General features: G+C 64.3%; 19 protein-coding genes. 12 read left to right on the top strand and 7 right to left on the bottom strand.

All coding sequences use genetic code 11. The features are described from left to right. Window positions 1-23 precede the first annotated feature (23 nt). Window positions 24-1,418 carry a D-alanyl-D-alanine carboxypeptidase/D-alanyl-D-alanine endopeptidase gene (dacB, locus tag GHT07_RS15560; RefSeq protein WP_153586031.1) on the top strand — a complete coding sequence of 465 codons (1,395 nt, stop codon included), beginning with the start codon at window positions 24-26 and terminating at the stop codon, window positions 1,416-1,418. A gap of 22 nt (window positions 1,419-1,440) precedes the next feature. Here dacB and GHT07_RS15555 read toward each other — a convergent pair whose 3' ends face one another. From GHT07_RS15555 to purE, 4 genes are read right to left on the bottom strand one after another with little or no spacing between them, the layout of a single operon-like run. Next, window positions 1,441-2,403: an SGNH/GDSL hydrolase family protein gene (locus tag GHT07_RS15555; protein ID WP_153586030.1), complete on the bottom strand. Its 963-nt coding sequence runs from the start codon at window positions 2,401-2,403 to the stop codon at window positions 1,441-1,443. Window positions 2,404-2,451: 48 nt separating this feature from the next. After that, entirely contained in the window at window positions 2,452-3,444 is a 993-nt protein-coding gene (locus tag GHT07_RS15550; protein WP_153586029.1) for an L-threonylcarbamoyladenylate synthase, read from the bottom strand. 10 nt (window positions 3,445-3,454) lie between these two features. Beyond that, window positions 3,455-4,618, bottom strand: coding sequence for a 5-(carboxyamino)imidazole ribonucleotide synthase (locus tag GHT07_RS15545; RefSeq protein WP_153586028.1), 1,164 nt, complete (start codon window positions 4,616-4,618; stop codon window positions 3,455-3,457). After that, the gene (gene purE / locus GHT07_RS15540) at window positions 4,615-5,109 is read right to left on the bottom strand and encodes a 5-(carboxyamino)imidazole ribonucleotide mutase (RefSeq protein WP_153586027.1); all 495 of its coding nucleotides are present in this window, start codon (window positions 5,107-5,109) and stop codon (window positions 4,615-4,617) included. The genes GHT07_RS15545 and purE overlap by 4 nt, the downstream gene beginning before the upstream one ends. A gap of 49 nt (window positions 5,110-5,158) precedes the next feature. Between purE and trxA the strand changes: the two genes are divergently transcribed. Continuing rightward, complete coding sequence (gene trxA / locus GHT07_RS15535; protein ID WP_153586026.1) at window positions 5,159-6,046, top strand: thioredoxin; 888 nt, start codon at window positions 5,159-5,161, stop codon at window positions 6,044-6,046. 16 nt (window positions 6,047-6,062) lie between these two features. Here trxA and GHT07_RS15530 read toward each other — a convergent pair whose 3' ends face one another. Next, a complete protein-coding gene (locus GHT07_RS15530) occupies window positions 6,063-6,971 on the bottom strand; it encodes a phosphoribosylaminoimidazolesuccinocarboxamide synthase (RefSeq protein ID WP_153586025.1) in 909 nt (302 codons plus the stop codon). Then, window positions 6,968-8,032, bottom strand: a complete 1,065-nt coding sequence (gene fba / locus GHT07_RS15525; protein WP_153586024.1) for a class II fructose-bisphosphate aldolase — start codon at window positions 8,030-8,032, stop codon at window positions 6,968-6,970. Before fba ends, GHT07_RS15530 begins: the two co-directional genes overlap by 4 nt. Before the next feature lie 139 nt (window positions 8,033-8,171). Between fba and GHT07_RS15520 the strand changes: the two genes are divergently transcribed. Next, window positions 8,172-8,588 (top strand): hypothetical protein, encoded by a 417-nt coding sequence (locus GHT07_RS15520; RefSeq protein ID WP_153586023.1) that lies wholly within the window; start codon window positions 8,172-8,174, stop codon window positions 8,586-8,588. Window positions 8,589-8,590: 2 nt separating this feature from the next. Here GHT07_RS15520 and GHT07_RS15515 read toward each other — a convergent pair whose 3' ends face one another. Beyond that, on the bottom strand, window positions 8,591-9,478 hold the full coding sequence (locus tag GHT07_RS15515; RefSeq protein ID WP_153586022.1) for a hypothetical protein: 888 nt from the start codon (window positions 9,476-9,478) through the stop codon (window positions 8,591-8,593). Window positions 9,479-9,677: 199 nt separating this feature from the next. Here GHT07_RS15515 and GHT07_RS15510 point away from each other — a divergent pair, with 199 nt between their 5' ends. Genes GHT07_RS15510 through GHT07_RS15470 form a run of 9 tightly spaced genes read left to right on the top strand, consistent with a single transcriptional unit; the run spans window position 9,678 to window position 17,847 of the window. Next, the gene (locus GHT07_RS15510; protein WP_153586021.1) at window positions 9,678-9,944 is read left to right on the top strand and encodes a flagellar biosynthetic protein FliQ; all 267 of its coding nucleotides are present in this window, start codon (window positions 9,678-9,680) and stop codon (window positions 9,942-9,944) included. A 12-nt stretch (window positions 9,945-9,956) separates the two neighbouring features. Further along, the gene (fliR, locus tag GHT07_RS15505; RefSeq protein WP_153586020.1) at window positions 9,957-10,787 is read left to right on the top strand and encodes a flagellar biosynthetic protein FliR; all 831 of its coding nucleotides are present in this window, start codon (window positions 9,957-9,959) and stop codon (window positions 10,785-10,787) included. Continuing rightward, window positions 10,736-11,890 (top strand): EscU/YscU/HrcU family type III secretion system export apparatus switch protein, encoded by a 1,155-nt coding sequence (locus GHT07_RS15500; protein WP_228488375.1) that lies wholly within the window; start codon window positions 10,736-10,738, stop codon window positions 11,888-11,890. Before fliR ends, GHT07_RS15500 begins: the two co-directional genes overlap by 52 nt. Window positions 11,891-11,937: 47 nt before the next feature. Next, a complete protein-coding gene (locus GHT07_RS15495) occupies window positions 11,938-13,941 on the top strand; it encodes a flagellar biosynthesis protein FlhA (RefSeq protein WP_153586112.1) in 2,004 nt (667 codons plus the stop codon). A gap of 10 nt (window positions 13,942-13,951) precedes the next feature. Next, window positions 13,952-14,707 (top strand): flagellar hook-basal body protein, encoded by a 756-nt coding sequence (locus GHT07_RS15490; RefSeq protein WP_153586019.1) that lies wholly within the window; start codon window positions 13,952-13,954, stop codon window positions 14,705-14,707. A 35-nt stretch (window positions 14,708-14,742) separates the two neighbouring features. Further along, window positions 14,743-15,528 carry a flagellar basal-body rod protein FlgG gene (flgG, locus tag GHT07_RS15485; protein ID WP_153586018.1) on the top strand — a complete coding sequence of 262 codons (786 nt, stop codon included), beginning with the start codon at window positions 14,743-14,745 and terminating at the stop codon, window positions 15,526-15,528. An 8-nt stretch (window positions 15,529-15,536) separates the two neighbouring features. After that, the gene (locus GHT07_RS15480) at window positions 15,537-16,124 is read left to right on the top strand and encodes a flagella basal body P-ring formation protein FlgA (RefSeq protein ID WP_194792959.1); all 588 of its coding nucleotides are present in this window, start codon (window positions 15,537-15,539) and stop codon (window positions 16,122-16,124) included. After that, window positions 16,121-16,699, top strand: coding sequence for a flagellar basal body L-ring protein FlgH (locus GHT07_RS15475; RefSeq protein WP_153586016.1), 579 nt, complete (start codon window positions 16,121-16,123; stop codon window positions 16,697-16,699). The genes GHT07_RS15480 and GHT07_RS15475 overlap by 4 nt, the downstream gene beginning before the upstream one ends. Further along, window positions 16,699-17,847: a flagellar basal body P-ring protein FlgI gene (locus GHT07_RS15470; RefSeq protein WP_153586015.1), complete on the top strand. Its 1,149-nt coding sequence runs from the start codon at window positions 16,699-16,701 to the stop codon at window positions 17,845-17,847. Before GHT07_RS15475 ends, GHT07_RS15470 begins: the two co-directional genes overlap by 1 nt. Window positions 17,848-17,860 lie beyond the last annotated feature (13 nt).

Below are 17,860 nucleotides of genomic sequence, written 5' to 3'. Positions count from 1 at the left end.
CGAGGGGCCGGATAATCGCGCGCATGCATTTGCGCCCGGCCGCCGTTTCCATTGCTTTGGCGCTTGCTGCGCTGTCACTTTCTGCCCAGACACTGCCGCCGGATATCGAGGCGGCCTTCGTTCGAACCCGGCTGCCGCGCGACGCGGTGTCGTTGCTCGTCGTCGATGCCGACGGCAAATCGCCACCGCGGCTCGTCCATCGTCCCGGCCAGCCAATGAACCCGGCGTCTGTCGCCAAACTGTTGACGACCTATGCCGGACTTGACCTGCTCGGGCCGGCCTTCACATGGTCAACACCCGTGTTCATTGACGGCACCGTCCGCGACGGCACACTGCAAGGCGACCTGTACATCAAGGGCCAGGGCGACCCGAAGCTCGTGGTGGAAAACCTCTGGCTGCTGCTGCGCCGTGTGCAGGGCCTGGGGATCCGGACGATCAATGGCGACATCGTGCTGGACCACACGGCGTTCGAAGTGCCGCCGCAAGACCCTGGCGCTTTCGACGGCGAACCGCTGCGCCCCTACAACGCATCGCCCGACGCGCTGCTGATCAACTTCAAGTCGGTCATGATGACCTTCACGCCACGCGACGCACAGGTGTCTGTTCATGTGGAGCCGCCCTTGAGCGGCGTGCAAGTGCCCACTAGCGTGCCGCTCGGCAAAGGCGACTGCGGCGACTGGCGCGCAGGCCTGCGCGCAGACTTCAGCGATGCGTCGCGCGTGCGTTTTGCGGGAATCTATCCGGCCACTTGCGGCGAAAGAATGTGGCCCGTTGCGGCCGCTGACCCGGCAGGCTACGCGGCGCGGGCCGTCGCCGGAATGTGGCAGCAGCTCGGCGGCTCGTTCACCGGCCGCGTTCGCGACGGGCGTGTTCCGGCCGCGCTTGCGCCTGCGTTCGAAGTGACGTCGCCGGCTTTGTCGGAGCTGGTGCGAGACGTCAACAAGTACAGCAACAACGTGATGGCGCAGCAAATGTTCCTCACGCTCAGCCTCAAGCGGCGAGGCACGGGCAGCTTTGCCGGCTCGCGGGAGATCGTGCGGCAATGGTGGCGCGAGCGCATCGGCGGCGAGCCACCCTCGCTGGACAACGGCTCGGGCCTGTCACGCGAGGAGCGGATCACTGCCCAACAACTGGCTTTGCTGCTGCAATCGGCATGGGCATCGCCGGTGATGCCGGAGCTGATGTCGTCGTTGCCAGTGTCGGGTGTGGACGGCACGATGCGGCGAGCGCGTGGCAAGGCAGTGGGCGTGGCGCACCTCAAGACTGGCAGCCTGCGCGATGTGACGGCCGTTGCGGGCTATGTCCATGCAGTCAGCGGCAGGCGCTATGTGCTGGTCGCCATCGCCAATCATCCGCAGGCGGCAAGCCTGCGGCCGATGATCGAAACGCTGATCGAGTGGACGGCCGCGGACCAGTGAGACTGGCGCGGCCGCGCCAGTCTCAGAAACGCGACGTCATGCGCGAATACGCATAGTCGCCCAGCTTGCGATGGGCCGCCGGCGTGAAGTAGACCTTGTCGGCAAAGATGTACGAGTCGTATGTGGCGCCGGTGGCCAGCGTGCCGATGGTCGTGGGCGTGCACAGCTTCGAGTTCACCTGGCCAGCGCCAATACCAATGCCGGGACCTGGATCAACCGACGTGCAGATCGGCGTGATGGCATCGATGAATCCGTAGCTGGCCGGCGACGAGGTCATCAGGTTGAACAGGAATGCCGTATCGATATAAAGAACGCTGTTGCCGAGATCGACGACCGAGACGAGCAGTTCGTCATTGAAGCGCTGGCTGGCCTCGCCCAGCAATGCAGCCTGATTGGTGGCCGTTGACCACGGCGAGCGGCCCAGGTCATACACGCCAAGCATGGCTACGTGCGAGCCGCCAGCCGTGACGATGCGCCGCACCTGCGCGCCCAGGTCGCGCGCGGCCTGCCCGATATTGGCCATGGTCTGGTCACGCGTCTGCGTGCCCGCGTTGAACGCGGCCACCTGCGCAATGATGTCCGAGTAACCGCCTTGCACGATGATCAGGTCGTTCTGCGTGAACGAGCTGGTGGCCATGAACGAAGTGATTTGCTCCGTGATGGTCGGCGTGGCCGCATTGCCCGCTGCATCGGGGTGCAATGTGATGCGCGCATTGCCAGCGGCGTAGAAGGTGCCGCCAGCCGATACCGGGTTGGATGCCAGCCCATACGCGAACGACAACGAATTGGCCCAGTTGTTCAGCGATGTGTCGTTGACGGTGTATCGCGCGCTGGACTGGTTCTGGTCGGTCATGGCATCGCCGAAGCCGATGGCGCGTGTGGGCTTGAACTGCGACACGGTTGTGCTGGAGCCGCAACCGGCCAGGGCCAGCAGCGACACGGACGCCAGGGCCACGAGGGCGCGGCGCATCCATTGATAGGACATGAATTTCTCCATAGGGAATGACAGGTAGTTTAACGAGCGGCGCGCTGCTCAGGCGGCAGCGCGCTGCAGTCGGTCGAGCACGCCGTCCCATTCAGGCTGGGGTGGCGGCGTTTCCACCCAGATCAGCCGCACGCCCTGGGCATCGAAGTCGCGCAGCACGGCAAACAGCTGGCGCGCAGTTTCGGCAGCGTCATCGGGCATGCGGCGGCGAATGACGCGCTCGGAGGCCGTGCGCAAGATCACCCGCGAATAGATCGCTATGCCCGCGGCTTCAGCGCCGAGCAGATCGAGCGCGGTCTGCAGCGACTTGGCATCCATCAGGCGCACGCGGGCGTTGGGCGCGTAGTGCGACTCCAGCGTGCCGGAAGCGCGCGGCGTGCCGGCCTCCAGCTCTTGCGGCGTGCGGATGCGCTCGCCGCATGCAGCCTGCAATTGCGCCGGCGTCACCATGCCGGGGCGCAACAACACAGGAACGCCGCGTGTGCAATCGACGATGGTGGATTCGATGCCGACGCGGCACGCGCCGCCGTCCAGGATCGTGAGCGACTCGCCAAATTCCGCCAGCACGTGCTGCGCGGTGGTAGGGCTGACGCGGCCGAACTTGTTGGCGCTGGGCCCGGCAATGCCGAGCACGGGCGGCTGGGCTTTGGCGCAGGCCAGCAGCAGCGCGTGCGCAATGGGGTGTTGCGGGCAGCGCAGCCCGATCGAGTCCTGGCCACCTGCCGCTGCACTGGCCACGCCAGCGCGCCTCGGAAAAATCAGCGTGAGCGGCCCAGGCCAGAACGCGCGCATCAGCTTCCTGGCGAAGGCCGGCACGCTCGCCGCGAACGCATCGACCGCCGCCTCATCAGGCACGTGCACGATGAGCGGGTGGTCGCTTGGGCGGCCCTTGGCAGCGAAGATCTTTGCCACGGCCTCTTCGCTCGCTGCATCGGCGCCAAGCCCGTAGACCGTCTCCGTCGGAAAGGCGACGAGCTCGCCTGCCGCCAGCTGCCGGGCCGCAGTGTCGATGGCTGACGCAGTGCTGCCGTCGAGGATCATCGGCCGCGAATCAGAAAGGCTCGATGCCCAGCAGCGCCGCCGCCTGCAGCGCTGTCTCGCGCACAGCTTGCGGCGTGGCCCGCGTGATGTTCAGGTGGCCCATCTTGCGGCCCTTGCGGGCGCTGTGCTTGCCGTACAGGTGCAAGCTGGTGCCAGGCAGCGCCAGCACTTGCGCCCACGGCGGCGTTGCTTCGGCCTCGCCCTGCGCAAACCACAAGTCACCCAGCAGGTTCAGCATGATGGCTGGGCTGTGCAGGCGCGGCTGGGTCAATGGCAATCCGGCCAGCGTTCGCACCTGCAATTCGAACTGCGAGACATCGCACGCGTCCATGCTGTAGTGCCCGCTGTTGTGCGGGCGCGGCGCCATCTCGTTCACCACAAGTGAGCCATCAGCGAGCGCAAAAAACTCCACGCACAGCACGCCGACGTAGTCGAGGCCCTGGGCGATTGCTTTCGTCGCTTCAATGGCTTGCTGCGCCTGCGGCTCAGGGACGGCGCCTTCCATGACCTGCGTGACAGCGAGGATGCCTTCACGATGCAAATTGCGTTGCGCAGGCAAGTGAACCATCTGGCCATCGCGCCCACGCGCGACGATCACGGAGCATTCCCACGAGAGCGGCAACAGCTTTTCGAGCACGCACGGCACGCGGCCCATGGCCTCCCAGACCTGTGCCAGTTCTTCGCGGGTGTTCACACGCGCCTGGCCCTTGCCGTCGTAGCCCAGGCGCGCTGTCTTGAGCAAGCCCGGCAACAGCTCTGCGGGGACATCAACAAGGTTTTCGACGGTTTCGATCGCCGCGTACGGCGCGCATGGAACACCGCACCTCACAAAGTGCGCCTTCTCCCTGATGCGGTCCTGTGCAATTTCAACAGCGTGCGCGCCGGGCGCGACGGGCCGCGTCGAAGCCAGCGTCGACAGCGCTGCAGCAGGCACGTTCTCGAATTCGGTCGTGATCGCCGCGCTGATGCCGGCAAGGCGGCCGAGCCCATCCGCATCGAGATAGTCAGTGTGGATGTGGTGATGGCTCACGAGGCCCGCAGGGCTGGCCGCGTCCGGATCGAGCACGGCCGTGAAATAGCCCATGCGCTGCGCTGCATGCACGAACATGCGGCCGAGCTGGCCGCCCCCCATCACGCCGAGCGTCGCGCCCGGCAGGATCGCGTCAGGCGTCATGGAGCGGGCGGCAGCGTCATGGCGCGCGCGGCTTCGGTCTGCTTCGAGCGGAAGGCGTCGAGCCTGGCGCGCAGCGCTGCATCATGGTTGGCGAGCATGGCGACTGCGAATAGTGCTGCATTGGCAGCGCCCGCCGCGCCGATCGCGAAGGTGGCCACCGGGATGCCACGCGGCATCTGCACGATGCTGTGCAGCGAATCGACACCATGGAGATGCTTGCTCGCAACCGGCACGCCAAGGACCGGCACCGTGGTCTTGGAGGCGAGCATGCCCGGCAGATGTGCCGCGCCGCCCGCACCTGCGATGATCGCCTGCAAGCCGCGAGGGGCGGCGTCTTGCGCGTAGGCGAACATGTCGTCCGGCATGCGATGCGCCGAAACGACCCGCGCCTCGTGCGAGATACCGAATTCCTGGAGAATTGCCACTGCATGCTGCAAGGTGTCCCAGTCGCTGCTGGAACCCATCACCACGCCAACCTGAATCGAGCTCATTGGTGCCCCTAAAGGTTGAATTTTACGATTTGCACTCAACTTCCATCCGATGATCGACGTCACCATTGAGAATTTTGAAGCCGAGGTCATCCAGGCCTCGATGACACAACCCGTGCTGGTGGACTTCTGGGCCACCTGGTGCGGCCCCTGCAAAGTGATCGGGCCGATCCTCGAAAAGCTGGAGACGGCTTACGAAGGCCGGTTCAAGCTGGTCAAGATTGACTCCGACGCCGAACAGCAACTGGCCTCGGCATTCGGCATCCGCAGCATTCCCACCGTCATCCTGCTGATGAACGGCCAGCCCGTCGATGGCTTCATGGGCGCACTACCCGAAGGCAAGATTCGCGAGTTCCTCGACAAGCACATCCCGCCTGCTGAGGACATGCCCGAAGAGGAGATCGAGCCCGAACTCGACGCGGCAGATGCCGGCCCCGAGGCGCAGCTCGAAAAGCTGCAGCATGCCGTCGCCACCGACCCCTCGAACGACGAAGCGCGTTTTGGCTACGTCAAAGCCCTGCTGCTGGCTGGCCGCACTGACGACGCAAAGGTTGCGTTCGCGCCGGTGATCGCCAAGACATCCCTCGTGCGTGGCTTCGATTCACTGCAAAAGTGGATGAACGCCCTGGACGCCGCTTACGGCAAGGACACTGCCGAGTTCGACGCGCGCATTGCCGCGAACAAGCGCGACTTCGATGCGCGCTATGCCCGCGCGCAGGTGCTGATGGCACAGCAGCACTGGACCGACGCGATGGACGAGTTGCTGGAAATCCTGATGCGCGACAAGTCATGGAGCGATGACCTCGCGCGCAAGACCTACATTGCCGTGCTCGACATCATCGAGCCGCCCAAACCCAAAGTCGCCGAGGGGCAGATCCCGCCGGATGATCCGGTGGTGGCGACCTACCGGCGCAGGCTGTCGAGCGTGGTATTGAGCTGACGCGACCCAGACCCGCTCAGGCCTTCAGCCGTTGCAGTGCCTCCCGGTACTTCGCAGCGGTTTTTTCAACGACCTCTTGCGGCAGGCGCGGCGCGGGCGGCGTCTTGTCCCAGGGCTTGCCGTCGATACGCACAGACTCAAGCCAGTCGCGCACAAACTGCTTGTCGTAGCTCGGCGGATTTTGTCCGGCGCGAAACGCGGCCTCGTAACCTTCGACCGGCCAGTAGCGTGACGAGTCGGGCGTGAGGACCTCGTCCATCAGTACGAGCGTGCCTTTTTCATCCAGGCCGAATTCGAATTTCGTGTCGGCAATGATCATGCCCTTGGTCAGGGCAATGGCCGCCGCTTCCTTGTAGATCTGGATGCTCAGGTCGCGAATCTGCGCGGCGAGCGCGGGCCCGACAATCGCCACGACTTGCTCGTAGCTGATGTTTTCGTCGTGCTCGCCCATGGCGGCCTTCGCTGCCGGCGTGAAAATCGGCTCAGGCAATTTGCTCGCGTTCTTCAAGCCAGCGGGCAGCTTCACACCGCACACCGACTGCGACTCCTGGTATTCCTTCCAGCCGCTGCCCGCGAGGTACCCGCGCACTACAGCCTCGACAGGAATCGGCTTCAGACGCTTGACCAGCATCGAGCGATTGGCGACCTGCGGCACTTCATCAGCCTTCACCACGCTCTCGGGCGAATCGCCCGTGAGGTGGTTGGGGCAGATGTGGCCGAGCTTGTCGAACCAGAACAGCGCCATTTGCGTCAGCAGCTCGCCCTTGCCCGGAATCGGCTCGCCCATGATCACGTCGAAGGCCGAGAGCCGGTCGCTCGCGACCATCAGGATGCGGTCATCGCCCACCGCATAGTTGTCGCGCACCTTGCCGCGCGCCAACAACGCAAGTGAGGTGATATTGGAGGTATGGACGGCAGTGGTCAATTAACAACCTGCGCGAGCTCGCCTTGCTCATACTTCTTGGCCACAACTTGCAGCGAATGCGTCTTGACCTTCGCGGCCTGGCCTTCGCAGCCGAACTGCAGGTAGCGCGCCTTGCAGACTTGCTTGGCGGCCTCACGCGCGGGCTTCATCCAGTCGCGCATATCGAACTTGTCGAGGTTCTCGGCCAGGAACTTGCGCACCGCGCCCGTCATGGCCAGGCGAATGTCGGTGTCGATGTTGATCTTGCGCACGCCGAACTTGATCGCTTCCTGGATTTCCTCGACCGGCACACCGTACGTTTCCTTCATCTTGCCGCCGTACTGGTTGATCATGGCCAGCAACTCCTGCGGCACCGACGACGAGCCGTGCATCACCAGGTGCGTGTTGGGAATGCGCTTGTTGATTTCGCGGATGCGGTCGATGGCAAGGATGTCGCCCGTGGGCTTGCGCGAGAACTTGTAGGCGCCGTGGCTCGTGCCGATGGCGATGGCCAGCGCGTCGAGTTGCGTACGCTTGACGAAATCGGCGGCTTGCTCGGGGTCGGTGAGCAGTTGCTCGCGGGTCATCGTCGAATCAGTGCCGTGGCCGTCTTCCTTGTCGCCCTTCATCGTCTCCAGCGAACCGAGGCAGCCCAGCTCGCCTTCGACCGTGACGCCCGACTTGTGAGCCATGTCAACAACCTTGCGCGTGACCTCCACGTTGTAGTCGTAGCTCGCGATGGTCTTGCCGTCGGCTTCAAGGCTGCCGTCCATCATCACCGACGAGAAGCCCAGGCCGATAGCGCCTTCGCATACAGCGGGTGACTGGCCGTGGTCCTGGTGCATGACAAGTGGAATGTCCGGGTACGACTCAAGCGCGGCCAGGATCAGGTGCTTGATAAACGGCTCGCCCGCATATTTGCGGGCACCGGCGGAAGCCTGAAGAATGACCGGCGCACCGGTCTCCTTCGCTGCTTCCATCACGGCCTGGACCTGTTCGAGGTTGTTGACGTTGAAGGCCGGAATGCCATAGCCGTTCTCGGCGGCATGGTCCAGCAGTTCGCGCATGGAAACGAGAGGCATGGTGAAGTCCAGACTAGAGGGATTGATGGGCGCCACGGTCAGCACAACGGCGCTGGGGCGGCGTCAATTTTAGCCCCGCGGACCGCGCACCGATTCCCCTAAGATCAACTGCGCAAGATCAGAAAGAGAAGGACTTCAAGTGACGGCAGTCGATCCAGCCAGCCAGCTCGCCGCGCTCATCCGGGCGCAGGTGGGCTTCGCGCGCTCCAGGCGCGCAGGCGGCAAGGTTGCGTCCGGCGCGCGAACCCGGCGCAAGCCGCAGGTGGCGCACGCATCCGGCGATCTTTCGTCCGCTGTGGCTGTGCGCATTCGCTCCATCGGGCGCGACGACCCGGATCGCGCCAGCAAGGCGCTGCGCATGTTTCTGGAGACCGTGGTCATGGCCGAGCTTGGTCCGGATATCGCCAATGACCCGAACTTTGCGGTGATGCTCGACCATGTCGAGCATCAGCTGGACAGCGACGCCGAGATTGCGCTCGCCGCGCAACAGGCGGCGAAATTTCTGCTTCAGACAGCTGACGCCACGAATGCGGACGGCTACGCCTCGCCGGGTTAGCGTCAGTGCCTGTCGACCGGCCCGGTTGGCAGGCCGGCGCGGCGCAGGAGCTCTTGCGCCCACGCCAGGCCCTGCAGCGAGTCGGCTCCGCCCCGACCCGTGGCAACGGCCTTTTCAAACGCCGCCTTCGCCGCGGCAAAGTCATGGTCAAGCATGGCCGCCAGACCCAGGCCGGACCAGCTGCGAGCGTCTGCAGGATTGAGCAGCAGCGCTTCGTTGAACAGGCCCTTGGCCAGCGCAGTGTCGCGGGCCGCCAGCGCCGCGCCAGCGCGCGCGACCAGCGGCTCGATCTCGCGCACGCCGCCATCAAGCGCCTGCTGCGCCAGTCGGTTGGCGGCATCGACATCCGAGCGCTCCAGCGCGATGAGACTGGCTACGGCTGCACCCCTTGCGCTCAGCGTTGCGCCCAGCAGCTGCTTTTGCGTCCAGGCCCACGCTTCTTCGAGCGAACCCATGTGGTGGAGTGAACGCAACCACAGCGCCTGCGTCGCGGGTGCTGTGGCCGAAGCCGTCGAGCTGGACGGGCCATCCACCCATGGCCGCAGAACCGCTGCACTCGCGGCGTGGTGGCCCTGCAGGAATTCGATGTAGGCCAGGTTATGGACGATGGCGGGATGCCCCGCGTCGTCAGCGGCCGCCAATGAAGCCAGGATGGCGCGCGCTTCGTCGAGCTGTCGCTGCGCGATGCGAAGCGTCGCCCGCCTGAATTGCCATGCCGCACCGCCTGCGGACAGTTCAAGGCCACAAGCAACCAACTCTTCGGCACGGGCCAAAGCGCCTGCGGCCATAGCAGCGTCCGTCGCATCCGCCAGAAGCAGAAGGTTTTGGGGATCCTGCGCGAGCAGTGGCTCCAGGCGCGTCAATCGGCTGGTGGCGGAGTCTGGATTCATGAACACGATTTTCAAAGGTTGGGGCAGGCACGCAGCCAAAGCGGCTACGCAATACATATGAAGTTTCAGACATTTTTTTAGTAAAAATGGTCACATGATTTGGCCAAATACCTAAGTCTTGTTACAAGTTTAGGTTTCATTTTTCATAATCCGCGCTGCTTTTGGATGCGTTCGCATCAATCCCCCAAGAAAGACTTCAATGCATTCGGATCTCGCCATCTCGATGATGGCCGACCTGTTCTGGACTGGCCTGCTCGTGTGCCTGCCCGTGCTGGGGCTGGTCATGCTGGTGGGTCTGGCGATCAGTGTCTTGCAAGTCGTCACGCAGGTGCAGGAAATGTCCCTGACCTTCGTGCCGAAGCTGGTGACCGCAGGCATTTGCCTCGTTGTCTTTGGGCCGTGGATGCTGCGCACGCTGTCCCAGTTCACCACGCGCCTGTGGACGCAAATCCCGTCGATGTTCTAGGCGGCCGCGAACATGTTTGCCGAACTTCAACAGGCCCTTTGGAGCGCGATCCCTGACCAGGGCTACATCCTCGCGGTGTTCCTGCTTTCGCTGCGACTGGCCGCCGTCTTCGCAATGACGCCGCTGCTTGCTGCGTTCAGCGTTCCGGGCGTTGTTCGCGTTTTGCTCGTCGTTGCACTGGCTGCTGCGCTGGCGCTCGGCGTCCCGAGTGAGTCGATGACGGCTGCGCTCTCTTTGCAAACAGGCGAGCTTGTCGCGGCCTGCTTCTTCGAACTCTCACTGGGCGCCACCCTGGCCCTCGGAATCATCACGGCATTCGCCGCCATCAGCTTTGCCGGCCGGCTCGTCGACCAGCAGGTCGGCTTTGGCATGGCGCAGGTATTCGACCCGCTCACACGGCGCCAGATTCCGGTGCTGACATCCGCATTCGACAAGCTCGGCGTCGTCGTCTTCTTCCTGGCGGATGGACCTCATGCACTGCTGCGCGGCATTGCATTCAGCCTCGAACGCTTTCCCCTCGGCCATGCGTGGCCCATCAGCGCCAGCGCGCCGTGGATCATCAAGCAGGCGGGTGCGCTGTTCTCACTGGGCTTCGCGCTTGCCGCGCCCGTCGTCGTGTGCCTGCTGCTCGTCGAGCTCGCGCTTGGTGTCGTGGCCCGCAACCTGCCGCAGATGAACATGTTCGTCATAGGCATGCCGGTGAAGATCATCGTGGGCCTGGTCGCGCTTTCGCTCTGGGTCGGTGGCATGGGCGCAGCCCTGAACCGCGTGTATGGCTCGATCTACCGCACATGGGACGGCATCTTTTCAGCCGCACCTGCGGCGGCAACGGCGGTGCGCTGATGGCCGAGCAAGACCTCGATCGCAACGAAGCCGCCACGCCCTACAAGCTGCAAAAGGCGCGTGACAAGGGCCAGGTCGGCAAGAGCACCGAAGTGGTCTCCGCTGTCGTTTTCACCACGGCAGCGGCATACCTTTACTGGCAAGGATGGGACGGCCTGGCGGCGCAATTCCGCTTCGACCATCAGCTGCTCTCACAGGCGGCGCGTCTCGATCCGAGTGCAGCGAACCTCTGGCGGATTGTTTCAAAGGTCATCAGCGAGGGCATGTCGATGCTTGCCCCGTTCCTGGGCGCCTTGATGCTGGCTGCGATCGTGTCAACACTGGTACAGACAGGCCCGATTGCCTCGGCAGAACCCGTCAAGCCGGATTTCGATCGCCTCAATCCGGTCAACGGTTTCAAGAAAGTTTTTTCAGCCCGCACGCTTTTCGACGGCGCACGCGCCATCGTGAAATTGCTGCTGCTGTCGGTGGTCATCTATCACGCGCTCAAGGCGCTGGTGCCGCAGTTCTTTCACCTCTCGGCCCTGCCGGCTGCAACGCTCGCCCACACCGTGATGGACGACGTCGCAGCCACCGCGCTGAAGCTCGCGCTCATGCTGTGCCTGATCGCCGCGGCCGACTACGCCTTCACGCGCCGCGAATTCAGCCAGAAGATGCGCATGAGCCGGCGCGAGATGAAAGACGAGAACCGCCACCGCGAAGGCGATCCGCGAATCCGTGCGCGCCTGCGCGAGTTGCGGCGCGAGGCCTTGAAGCGCAGCATGGCCGTGCGGCACACCGCACAAGCCGATGTGCTGCTGACCAACCCGACGCACGTTGCCGTGGCACTGCGCTACGTGCACGGGCAAATGCATTCCCCGCAAATGGTCGCCAAGGGCGCGGGCACGCTGGCCGCGAGCATGCGCACGATTGCCGCGCGTCACAACATCCCGATCGTGCAGAACCCGCCGCTGGCGCGCGAGCTCTATCGCTCGCTCGAAGTCGACCAGCATGTTCCCGCGCAGCTGTATTCGCAGGTTGCACGAATCCTGGTGTGGGTCTTCGCCATGCGCGACGCGCGCATGGCGAACGGCAGGAACGCGCTGGCAGAGGTGGCGCCGTGAAAGCGCTGCAGACCTTCTTCGGCAAGCACAGCGACATCGCGTTGGTGATGCTGGTGCTCGGCGTGCTCGTGGTGCTCTTCGCGCCGATCCCGAGCGCGCTGCTCGACTTCCTGATCCTTGCGAATTTCTGCTTTGCCTTCCTGATCCTGTTGCTGACGTTCTATATGGCGCGGCCGGTGGAGTTCTCCACGTTTCCGTCGCTCCTGCTGATCGCAACACTCTTTCGCCTGTCACTCAACGTCGCGGCCACGCGGCTGATCCTGTCCGACGGCAACGCAGGCAAAGTGATCGGCGCCGTGGGTGCGTATGTCGTGGGCGGCAACTACGTCATCGGCCTGATCGTCTTTTTGATCCTCATCGTGGTGCAGTACGTCGTGGTCACCAGTGGTGCGCAACGCGTGTCGGAAGTTGCGGCGCGCTTCACGCTCGACAGCATGCCCGGCCAGCAGATGAGCATTGACGCTGACTTGAACATGGGCTTCATCGATCAGGCCGAGGCGCAGCGCCGCCGCAAGAACATCGAGAAAGAAGCGGGCTTCTATGGCGCGATGGACGGCGCCAGCAAATTCGTCAAGGGCGACGCGATTGCAGGCATCGTCATTCTTTTGATCAACATCATCGGCGGCTTGCTGATCGGCGTGATGCAACACCACATCCCATGGGGGCAGGCGCTGCAGACGTACACGCTGCTCACGATTGGCGACGGCATCGTGACGCAAGTGCCCGCACTCGTCATCGCGGTGGGCACCGGCATCATCGTCACGCGCTCGGCATCGGATGCCAACCTGAGCAAGCAGGCGCTCAAGCAGATCACGTCATTCCCGAAGACCTTGCTGCTTGTAGCGGGGGCGTTGTGCGGACTGTTGCTGCTGCCCGGCATCCCGGCGTTGCCAACGCTGACGTTGCTCGCAGGTGTGCTGGCCGTCGCGTTCATTGCACATCGCGCACAGAAGTCGAATGCCGACGAATCCGCTAGCGAGGCCGACTCTGATCCAGACAAATCAGCCACCGGCGACGACCCCTACGCAACGCTGCCGGTCGAGCCCATTGAAGTCCACGTCGGCAGCAACTGGGTCACGCTGGTCACGCAGACAGACGGCCTGTTCATGGACCGCATCAAGGCGTTTCGCAAGCAGCACGCCCTGGACTTCGGGCTGGTGCTTCCGCGTGTTCGCTTCAAGCACTCCACCCGTCTGGCGGCAGACAAATACGAGATCAATGTCGACGGCGCTGCCCTGGCTCGCGGCGAGGCGCGCATCGCGCAATGGCTCGCGATCCATCCCGCGGGCGACGTGCGCAGCATTCCCGGCGAGGTGACGCGCGACCCTACTTACGGGTTGCCCGCGCTCTGGATCGATGAAGAGCAGCGCCTTGCTGCTGCGGCCGCCAAGTTCACGCTCGTCGATGGCCCCACGGTGCTCATGACGCACCTGACCGAAATCCTGCGCCGCGAATCCGCGACGCTGCTCACGCGCGCCGAAACCGACCGCCTGCTCGCGCGCGTGCGGCAGAGCCAGCCCGGCCTCGTCGAGGAACTCATCCCCACGGTCCTGTCGGTGAGTGACGTTCAGAAGGTGCTGCAGAACCTGCTGCGCGAGAAGGTGTCGATCCGCCACATCGATGCAATTCTGGAAACGCTCGCCGACTGCGGACGCCACACCAAAGACACCAGCCTGTTGACCGAATTCGTTCGCCAGCGCCTGGGCCATGCCATCTGTCAGGGCCTGCTGGGTGAAGCGACATCGCTGCAAGTCATGACGCTCGATCCGATGATCGAAAGCCGTCTCCTGCAAGGCCTGCAATCGGCGCAATCCGACAACCGCGCCTACGCGCTGGAGCCGCGCCTGGCCGAGCAATTCATGAGCCGGCTGATGCAGCAGGCCGAGCAGATGATGAAGAACAACCTGCTGCCCGTGGTGCTGTGCGCACCCGATTTGCGCCGGCACATCCGCGCCCTGTGCGAGCGCGCGATTCCGCACTTGCGCGTGCTCTCACTCACCGAAATCCCCCAGACCATCGACCTGAAGTCGTACAGCGTGGTCACGATTTGAAAGCCATCACATGAATGAGATTCTTGGCATCAGCCTGCAGAGCATGCAAGGCGACATGGCGCGTGTTGAACAGGTGGCGATGAACCTCGCCAACACATTGACGCCGGGCTACAAGCGCGGCATCACGACGCAAGCGCCAGTGGTCGCAAGCTTCGCCTCGCAGCTAGGCGCGATGGATGCAACCGCAGCCGACACCATCGCGATGCCGCTCGCGCGCATCGAGTCAACGAGCGACAGCCGCGTCGGCACACTGAAGTTCACCGGCCAGCCGTTCGACCTCGCTCTCGCCGGCAAGGGCTTCTTCGAAGTCATGACCGGTGACGGCCCTGCCTACACGCGCAACGGCACCTTCCATGTCGACGCACGGGGCCGCCTTGTCACGGACAAGGGCCATGCCGTGATGGGAACAGGCGGCGAGATCACACCTGGCACTGCCAGCCCGGTGATCGATGTGACGGGCGCTGTGCGCACATCAACCGCTGCTGATGCCACCACCCTCGCACGCATCAAAGTCGTCGAGTTCGACAACGCAACCTCCATGACGCGCCTGAGCGATGGGCTCTTTGCGCCCGGCACGGGCATGAAACCCGTGGCCGACGCCGAAGTGCAGTTGCGCCAGGGCTATGTGGAGAACTCGAACGTGAATTCCGCCCGCGAGATGACGCAGCTCGTCACCTCGATGCGCCACTTCGAAACCATGCAAAAAGTTGTGCAGGGCTGGGACGACATGCTCGGCAACGCCATTCGCAAGCTCGGCGACAACTGACTCCATTTCCCAGCCCACACGAACCCACCACTCCCATGTTCGAAGCACTCGCCATAGGCGCCACCGGCATGCAGGCCCAACAGACCAGCATCGAGACGATCGCCCACAACCTCGCCAACGCAAACACCGTCGCTTTCAAGAAGGGCCGCATCGGGTTCTCCGATCTGATGCTGCGCGAAAGCGTGCGCGGTGTGTCTGCCGAAGACAACACGGCCGCAACTCCACTGCAGCGCAGCGCTGCCGGCGTAGCCGCCACGAGCGTGACGCGCATGTTCGAAGCGGGCGACTTGAAGAAGACCGACTCGCCGCTGGATATCGCGATTCGCGGCGAGGGCTTCATCGAAGTGACGCTGCCCGATGGCGGCGCAGGCTACACGCGTGGCGGCTCGCTCAAGGTCAACAAAGACGGCCTGCTCGCCACACAGGCCGGCCAGGCGCTGCGCCCTTCAATAGCCGTGCCGGACAACGCAGAGTCGATCAGCATCGGCGCAGACGGCCGCGTACTCATCCGCATCGCCAACCGCGCGACGCCCATCGATGCCGGGCAGATCGAGCTCGTCCGTTTTGCCAGTCCTTCGCAGCTCGCGATTCAGGGCGACAACCTGTACCGCGCGACAGAAGCCTCGGGCGAAGCAGTCGTCGCGCGACCAGGCGACACCAGCGCGGGGACGCTGGCGCAAGGTTTCGTCGAAATGTCGAACGTGAAGATGGTCGACGAGATGGTGAACCTGATGCTGGCCCAGCGCGCCTATGAAGCGAGCGTGAAGGTCGTGCAAGCGGCTGACGAAATGCTTGGCATGGCGAACAACCTGCGCAAGTGATGGTGACCATGAAGCCACTCACCCTCTCGCTGCTGATCGCAGCCATGGCACCGCTCGGTGTGCACGCGCAGCCGGGCGAGCCCGGCCCCGCTGAAGTGCAGATCGAGTTGAGGCCACAGGTATCGGCACTGCCGGGTCCTCTGCGCCTGGGCGATCTCGCGATCGTGCGCACACGCGACCTGGCTGCCATCCAGCAACTCGTCGCACTACCCGTCGGCCATGCGCCGCGTCCAGGCGCCACGGCTGTCGTCAGGCGTGACGTCGTCGCACGATGGATCCGCATGCAGCTGGGGCTTGCGCATTCACGCACGCTGTGGACGGGCGCGGATGAATCAGTGATTCGCGGCATCTCCCCCAGCGGCGCTGTGCTCGCCGGCACGAAGCCATCGATTGCCGCCGCACCTGAAGCAGCGGTGCCAGGCGTGGCACGCGGTCAATGGGTTTTGCTGCAACTGAAATCAGGCCCCGTTGAACTTGAGCGGCGCGCACAAGCCATGCAGGACGGCAACGTGGGCGAGACAGTCAACGTGCGCGCAGAAAACGGGCTGGTTGCAGCGCGCGTCACGGCGCCGGGCCGCGTGGAGGCCACGCTATGAGCGCGACAGTTCGCGCCGCATCCCTTGTGGTCGCGGCCCTCATCACGACAACGGCGGCAACGGCAGGCAGCCTCTTCGACGAAGCCACCTACCGGCCCCTGGCATCCGATAACAAAGCCTTTCGCGTTGGCGACTTGCTGACTGTTCAAGTCTTCGAGAACTCCAGCGCCTCCACGTCGACCGATACCGGCACGCGCCGCAAGAACACCGTCAATGCAGAGCTCACGCACGGCTCGCGCCGCGCGGATGCGGGCCTTGGCGTAGGTGGCGACTTCGACGGCGGCGGCAGCACGCAACGCGCCAACCGTGTGTTGATTACCCTGAGCGTCTCCGTGCGCGAAGTGCTCGCCAATGGCGACCTGCGTGTCGCGGGCGAGCAGCTGCTGGTCGTCAACGCCGAGCAGCAGAAGGTCTCGCTCGAAGGCCGCGTGCGTCCACAGGACATCTCCGACGGCAACGTTGTGCTCTCGACGCGCCTGGCCGACGCGCGCATCACCTACCTTGGCGAAGGCGAAGTCTCGCAGCGGCAGCAGCGCGCGTGGTGGCGCAAGCTCATCGATTGGGTGGGCCTGTGATGAAGCACGTCTTGCATGCCAGCGCAGCAGTGCTGGTCGCGCTGTGCACGATCGCCGCGCACCCGCATGCGCGTTCCGCCACAGCAGAGGCACAGCAGGCGCCCATCCGCGTCAAAGACCTGGGCAAGCTGCAGGGCTGGCGCGACAACACGCTGGTGGGCTACGGCATCGTGACCGGCCTTGCAGGCACGGGTGACTCGCCGGGCAACCGCACCACACGCCAGGCATTGGCGAATGTGTTCGCGCAGTTCAACCTCACCGTGCCTGCGGAGCAGATCCAGAGCCGCAACACCGCCGTGGTGATGGTCAGTGCAGCCCTGCCCAGCTTCGCGCGCGAAGGCGACGGCCTCGACATCACCGTGAGTTCAGCCGGCGACGCACGCAGCCTCGTCGGCGGCAGCTTGCTTCTCACGCCGCTCAAGGGACCGGATGGCCGCGTGCATGCGCTGGCGCAAGGGCCGCTTTCCGTCGGCGGCTATCGCTACGACTCGAACGGCAACGTGGTGCAGAAGAACCATCCGACGGTCGGCTCAGTGCCGGGAGGCGCAGTCGTAGAAATACCTGCCAGCGCGCAGCAAGCAGCACCACAGCAAAGCATCACCTTCGTACTGGCCGATCCTGACTACACGACGGCAAGCCGTGTGGCCTCGGCCATCAACAGCCAGTTCGGGCAGGACATCGCGCAAGCACGTGACGCTTCGGGCATCGACATCGCCGTGCCCGAGGCCTCGCGCGCGCAAGTCGTCGGATTCATCGCCCGTATTGAAAACGTAGCGGTGCAACCAGACCGCCGCGCCAAGGTCGTCATCAACGAACGCACCGGCACGGTGGTCGCCGGTGGCGACGTGAGCATCGCGCGCGTAGCGATCTCACATGGCGACCTGAAGATTTCCATCGCCTCGCAAAACACCGTCTCACAGCCCAGCTTCGTCGCAGGCGCAGGCACCGGCGTGCGAACAGCGGCCGTGCGCAACACGCGCGTCGATGTGGACGAGCCGAACGGCCCGGGCTACCTCGCGTCGGGCACCACCGTCGCTGACCTTGTGCAGTCGCTCGCGCGGCTGAAAACCAGCACGCGCGACGTGATCTCGATCCTGCGTGCCATCAAGGCTGCAGGCGCACTGCATGCCGAACTCGTCGTGCAGTAGCGCGGCACATGAA

It is taken from the genome of Caenimonas koreensis DSM 17982 (assembly GCF_009646335.1).
Taxonomy (GTDB): domain Bacteria; phylum Pseudomonadota; class Gammaproteobacteria; order Burkholderiales; family Burkholderiaceae_C; genus Ramlibacter; species Ramlibacter koreensis.
This window is presented reverse-complemented; position numbering and strand designations above follow the sequence as displayed.

Coding starts and splice junctions, on each gene's coding strand:
- dacB (WP_153586031.1), top strand. CDS start 24: ATGCATTTGCGCCCGGCCGCCGTTTCCATTGCTTTGGCGCTTGCTGCG.
- GHT07_RS15555 (WP_153586030.1), bottom strand. CDS start 2,403: ATGTCCTATCAATGGATGCGCCGCGCCCTCGTGGCCCTGGCGTCCGTG.
- GHT07_RS15550 (WP_153586029.1), bottom strand. CDS start 3,444: ATGATCCTCGACGGCAGCACTGCGTCAGCCATCGACACTGCGGCCCGG.
- GHT07_RS15545 (WP_153586028.1), bottom strand. CDS start 4,618: ATGACGCCTGACGCGATCCTGCCGGGCGCGACGCTCGGCGTGATGGGG.
- purE (WP_153586027.1), bottom strand. CDS start 5,109: ATGAGCTCGATTCAGGTTGGCGTGGTGATGGGTTCCAGCAGCGACTGG.
- trxA (WP_153586026.1), top strand. CDS start 5,159: ATGATCGACGTCACCATTGAGAATTTTGAAGCCGAGGTCATCCAGGCC.
- fba (WP_153586024.1), bottom strand. CDS start 8,032: ATGCCTCTCGTTTCCATGCGCGAACTGCTGGACCATGCCGCCGAGAAC.
- GHT07_RS15515 (WP_153586022.1), bottom strand. CDS start 9,478: ATGAATCCAGACTCCGCCACCAGCCGATTGACGCGCCTGGAGCCACTG.
- GHT07_RS15510 (WP_153586021.1), top strand. CDS start 9,678: ATGCATTCGGATCTCGCCATCTCGATGATGGCCGACCTGTTCTGGACT.
- fliR (WP_153586020.1), top strand. CDS start 9,957: ATGTTTGCCGAACTTCAACAGGCCCTTTGGAGCGCGATCCCTGACCAG.
- GHT07_RS15500 (WP_228488375.1), top strand. CDS start 10,736: ATGGGACGGCATCTTTTCAGCCGCACCTGCGGCGGCAACGGCGGTGCG.
- GHT07_RS15495 (WP_153586112.1), top strand. CDS start 11,938: ATGCTGGTGCTCGGCGTGCTCGTGGTGCTCTTCGCGCCGATCCCGAGC.
- GHT07_RS15490 (WP_153586019.1), top strand. CDS start 13,952: ATGAATGAGATTCTTGGCATCAGCCTGCAGAGCATGCAAGGCGACATG.
- flgG (WP_153586018.1), top strand. CDS start 14,743: ATGTTCGAAGCACTCGCCATAGGCGCCACCGGCATGCAGGCCCAACAG.
- GHT07_RS15480 (WP_194792959.1), top strand. CDS start 15,537: ATGAAGCCACTCACCCTCTCGCTGCTGATCGCAGCCATGGCACCGCTC.
- GHT07_RS15475 (WP_153586016.1), top strand. CDS start 16,121: ATGAGCGCGACAGTTCGCGCCGCATCCCTTGTGGTCGCGGCCCTCATC.
- GHT07_RS15470 (WP_153586015.1), top strand. CDS start 16,699: ATGAAGCACGTCTTGCATGCCAGCGCAGCAGTGCTGGTCGCGCTGTGC.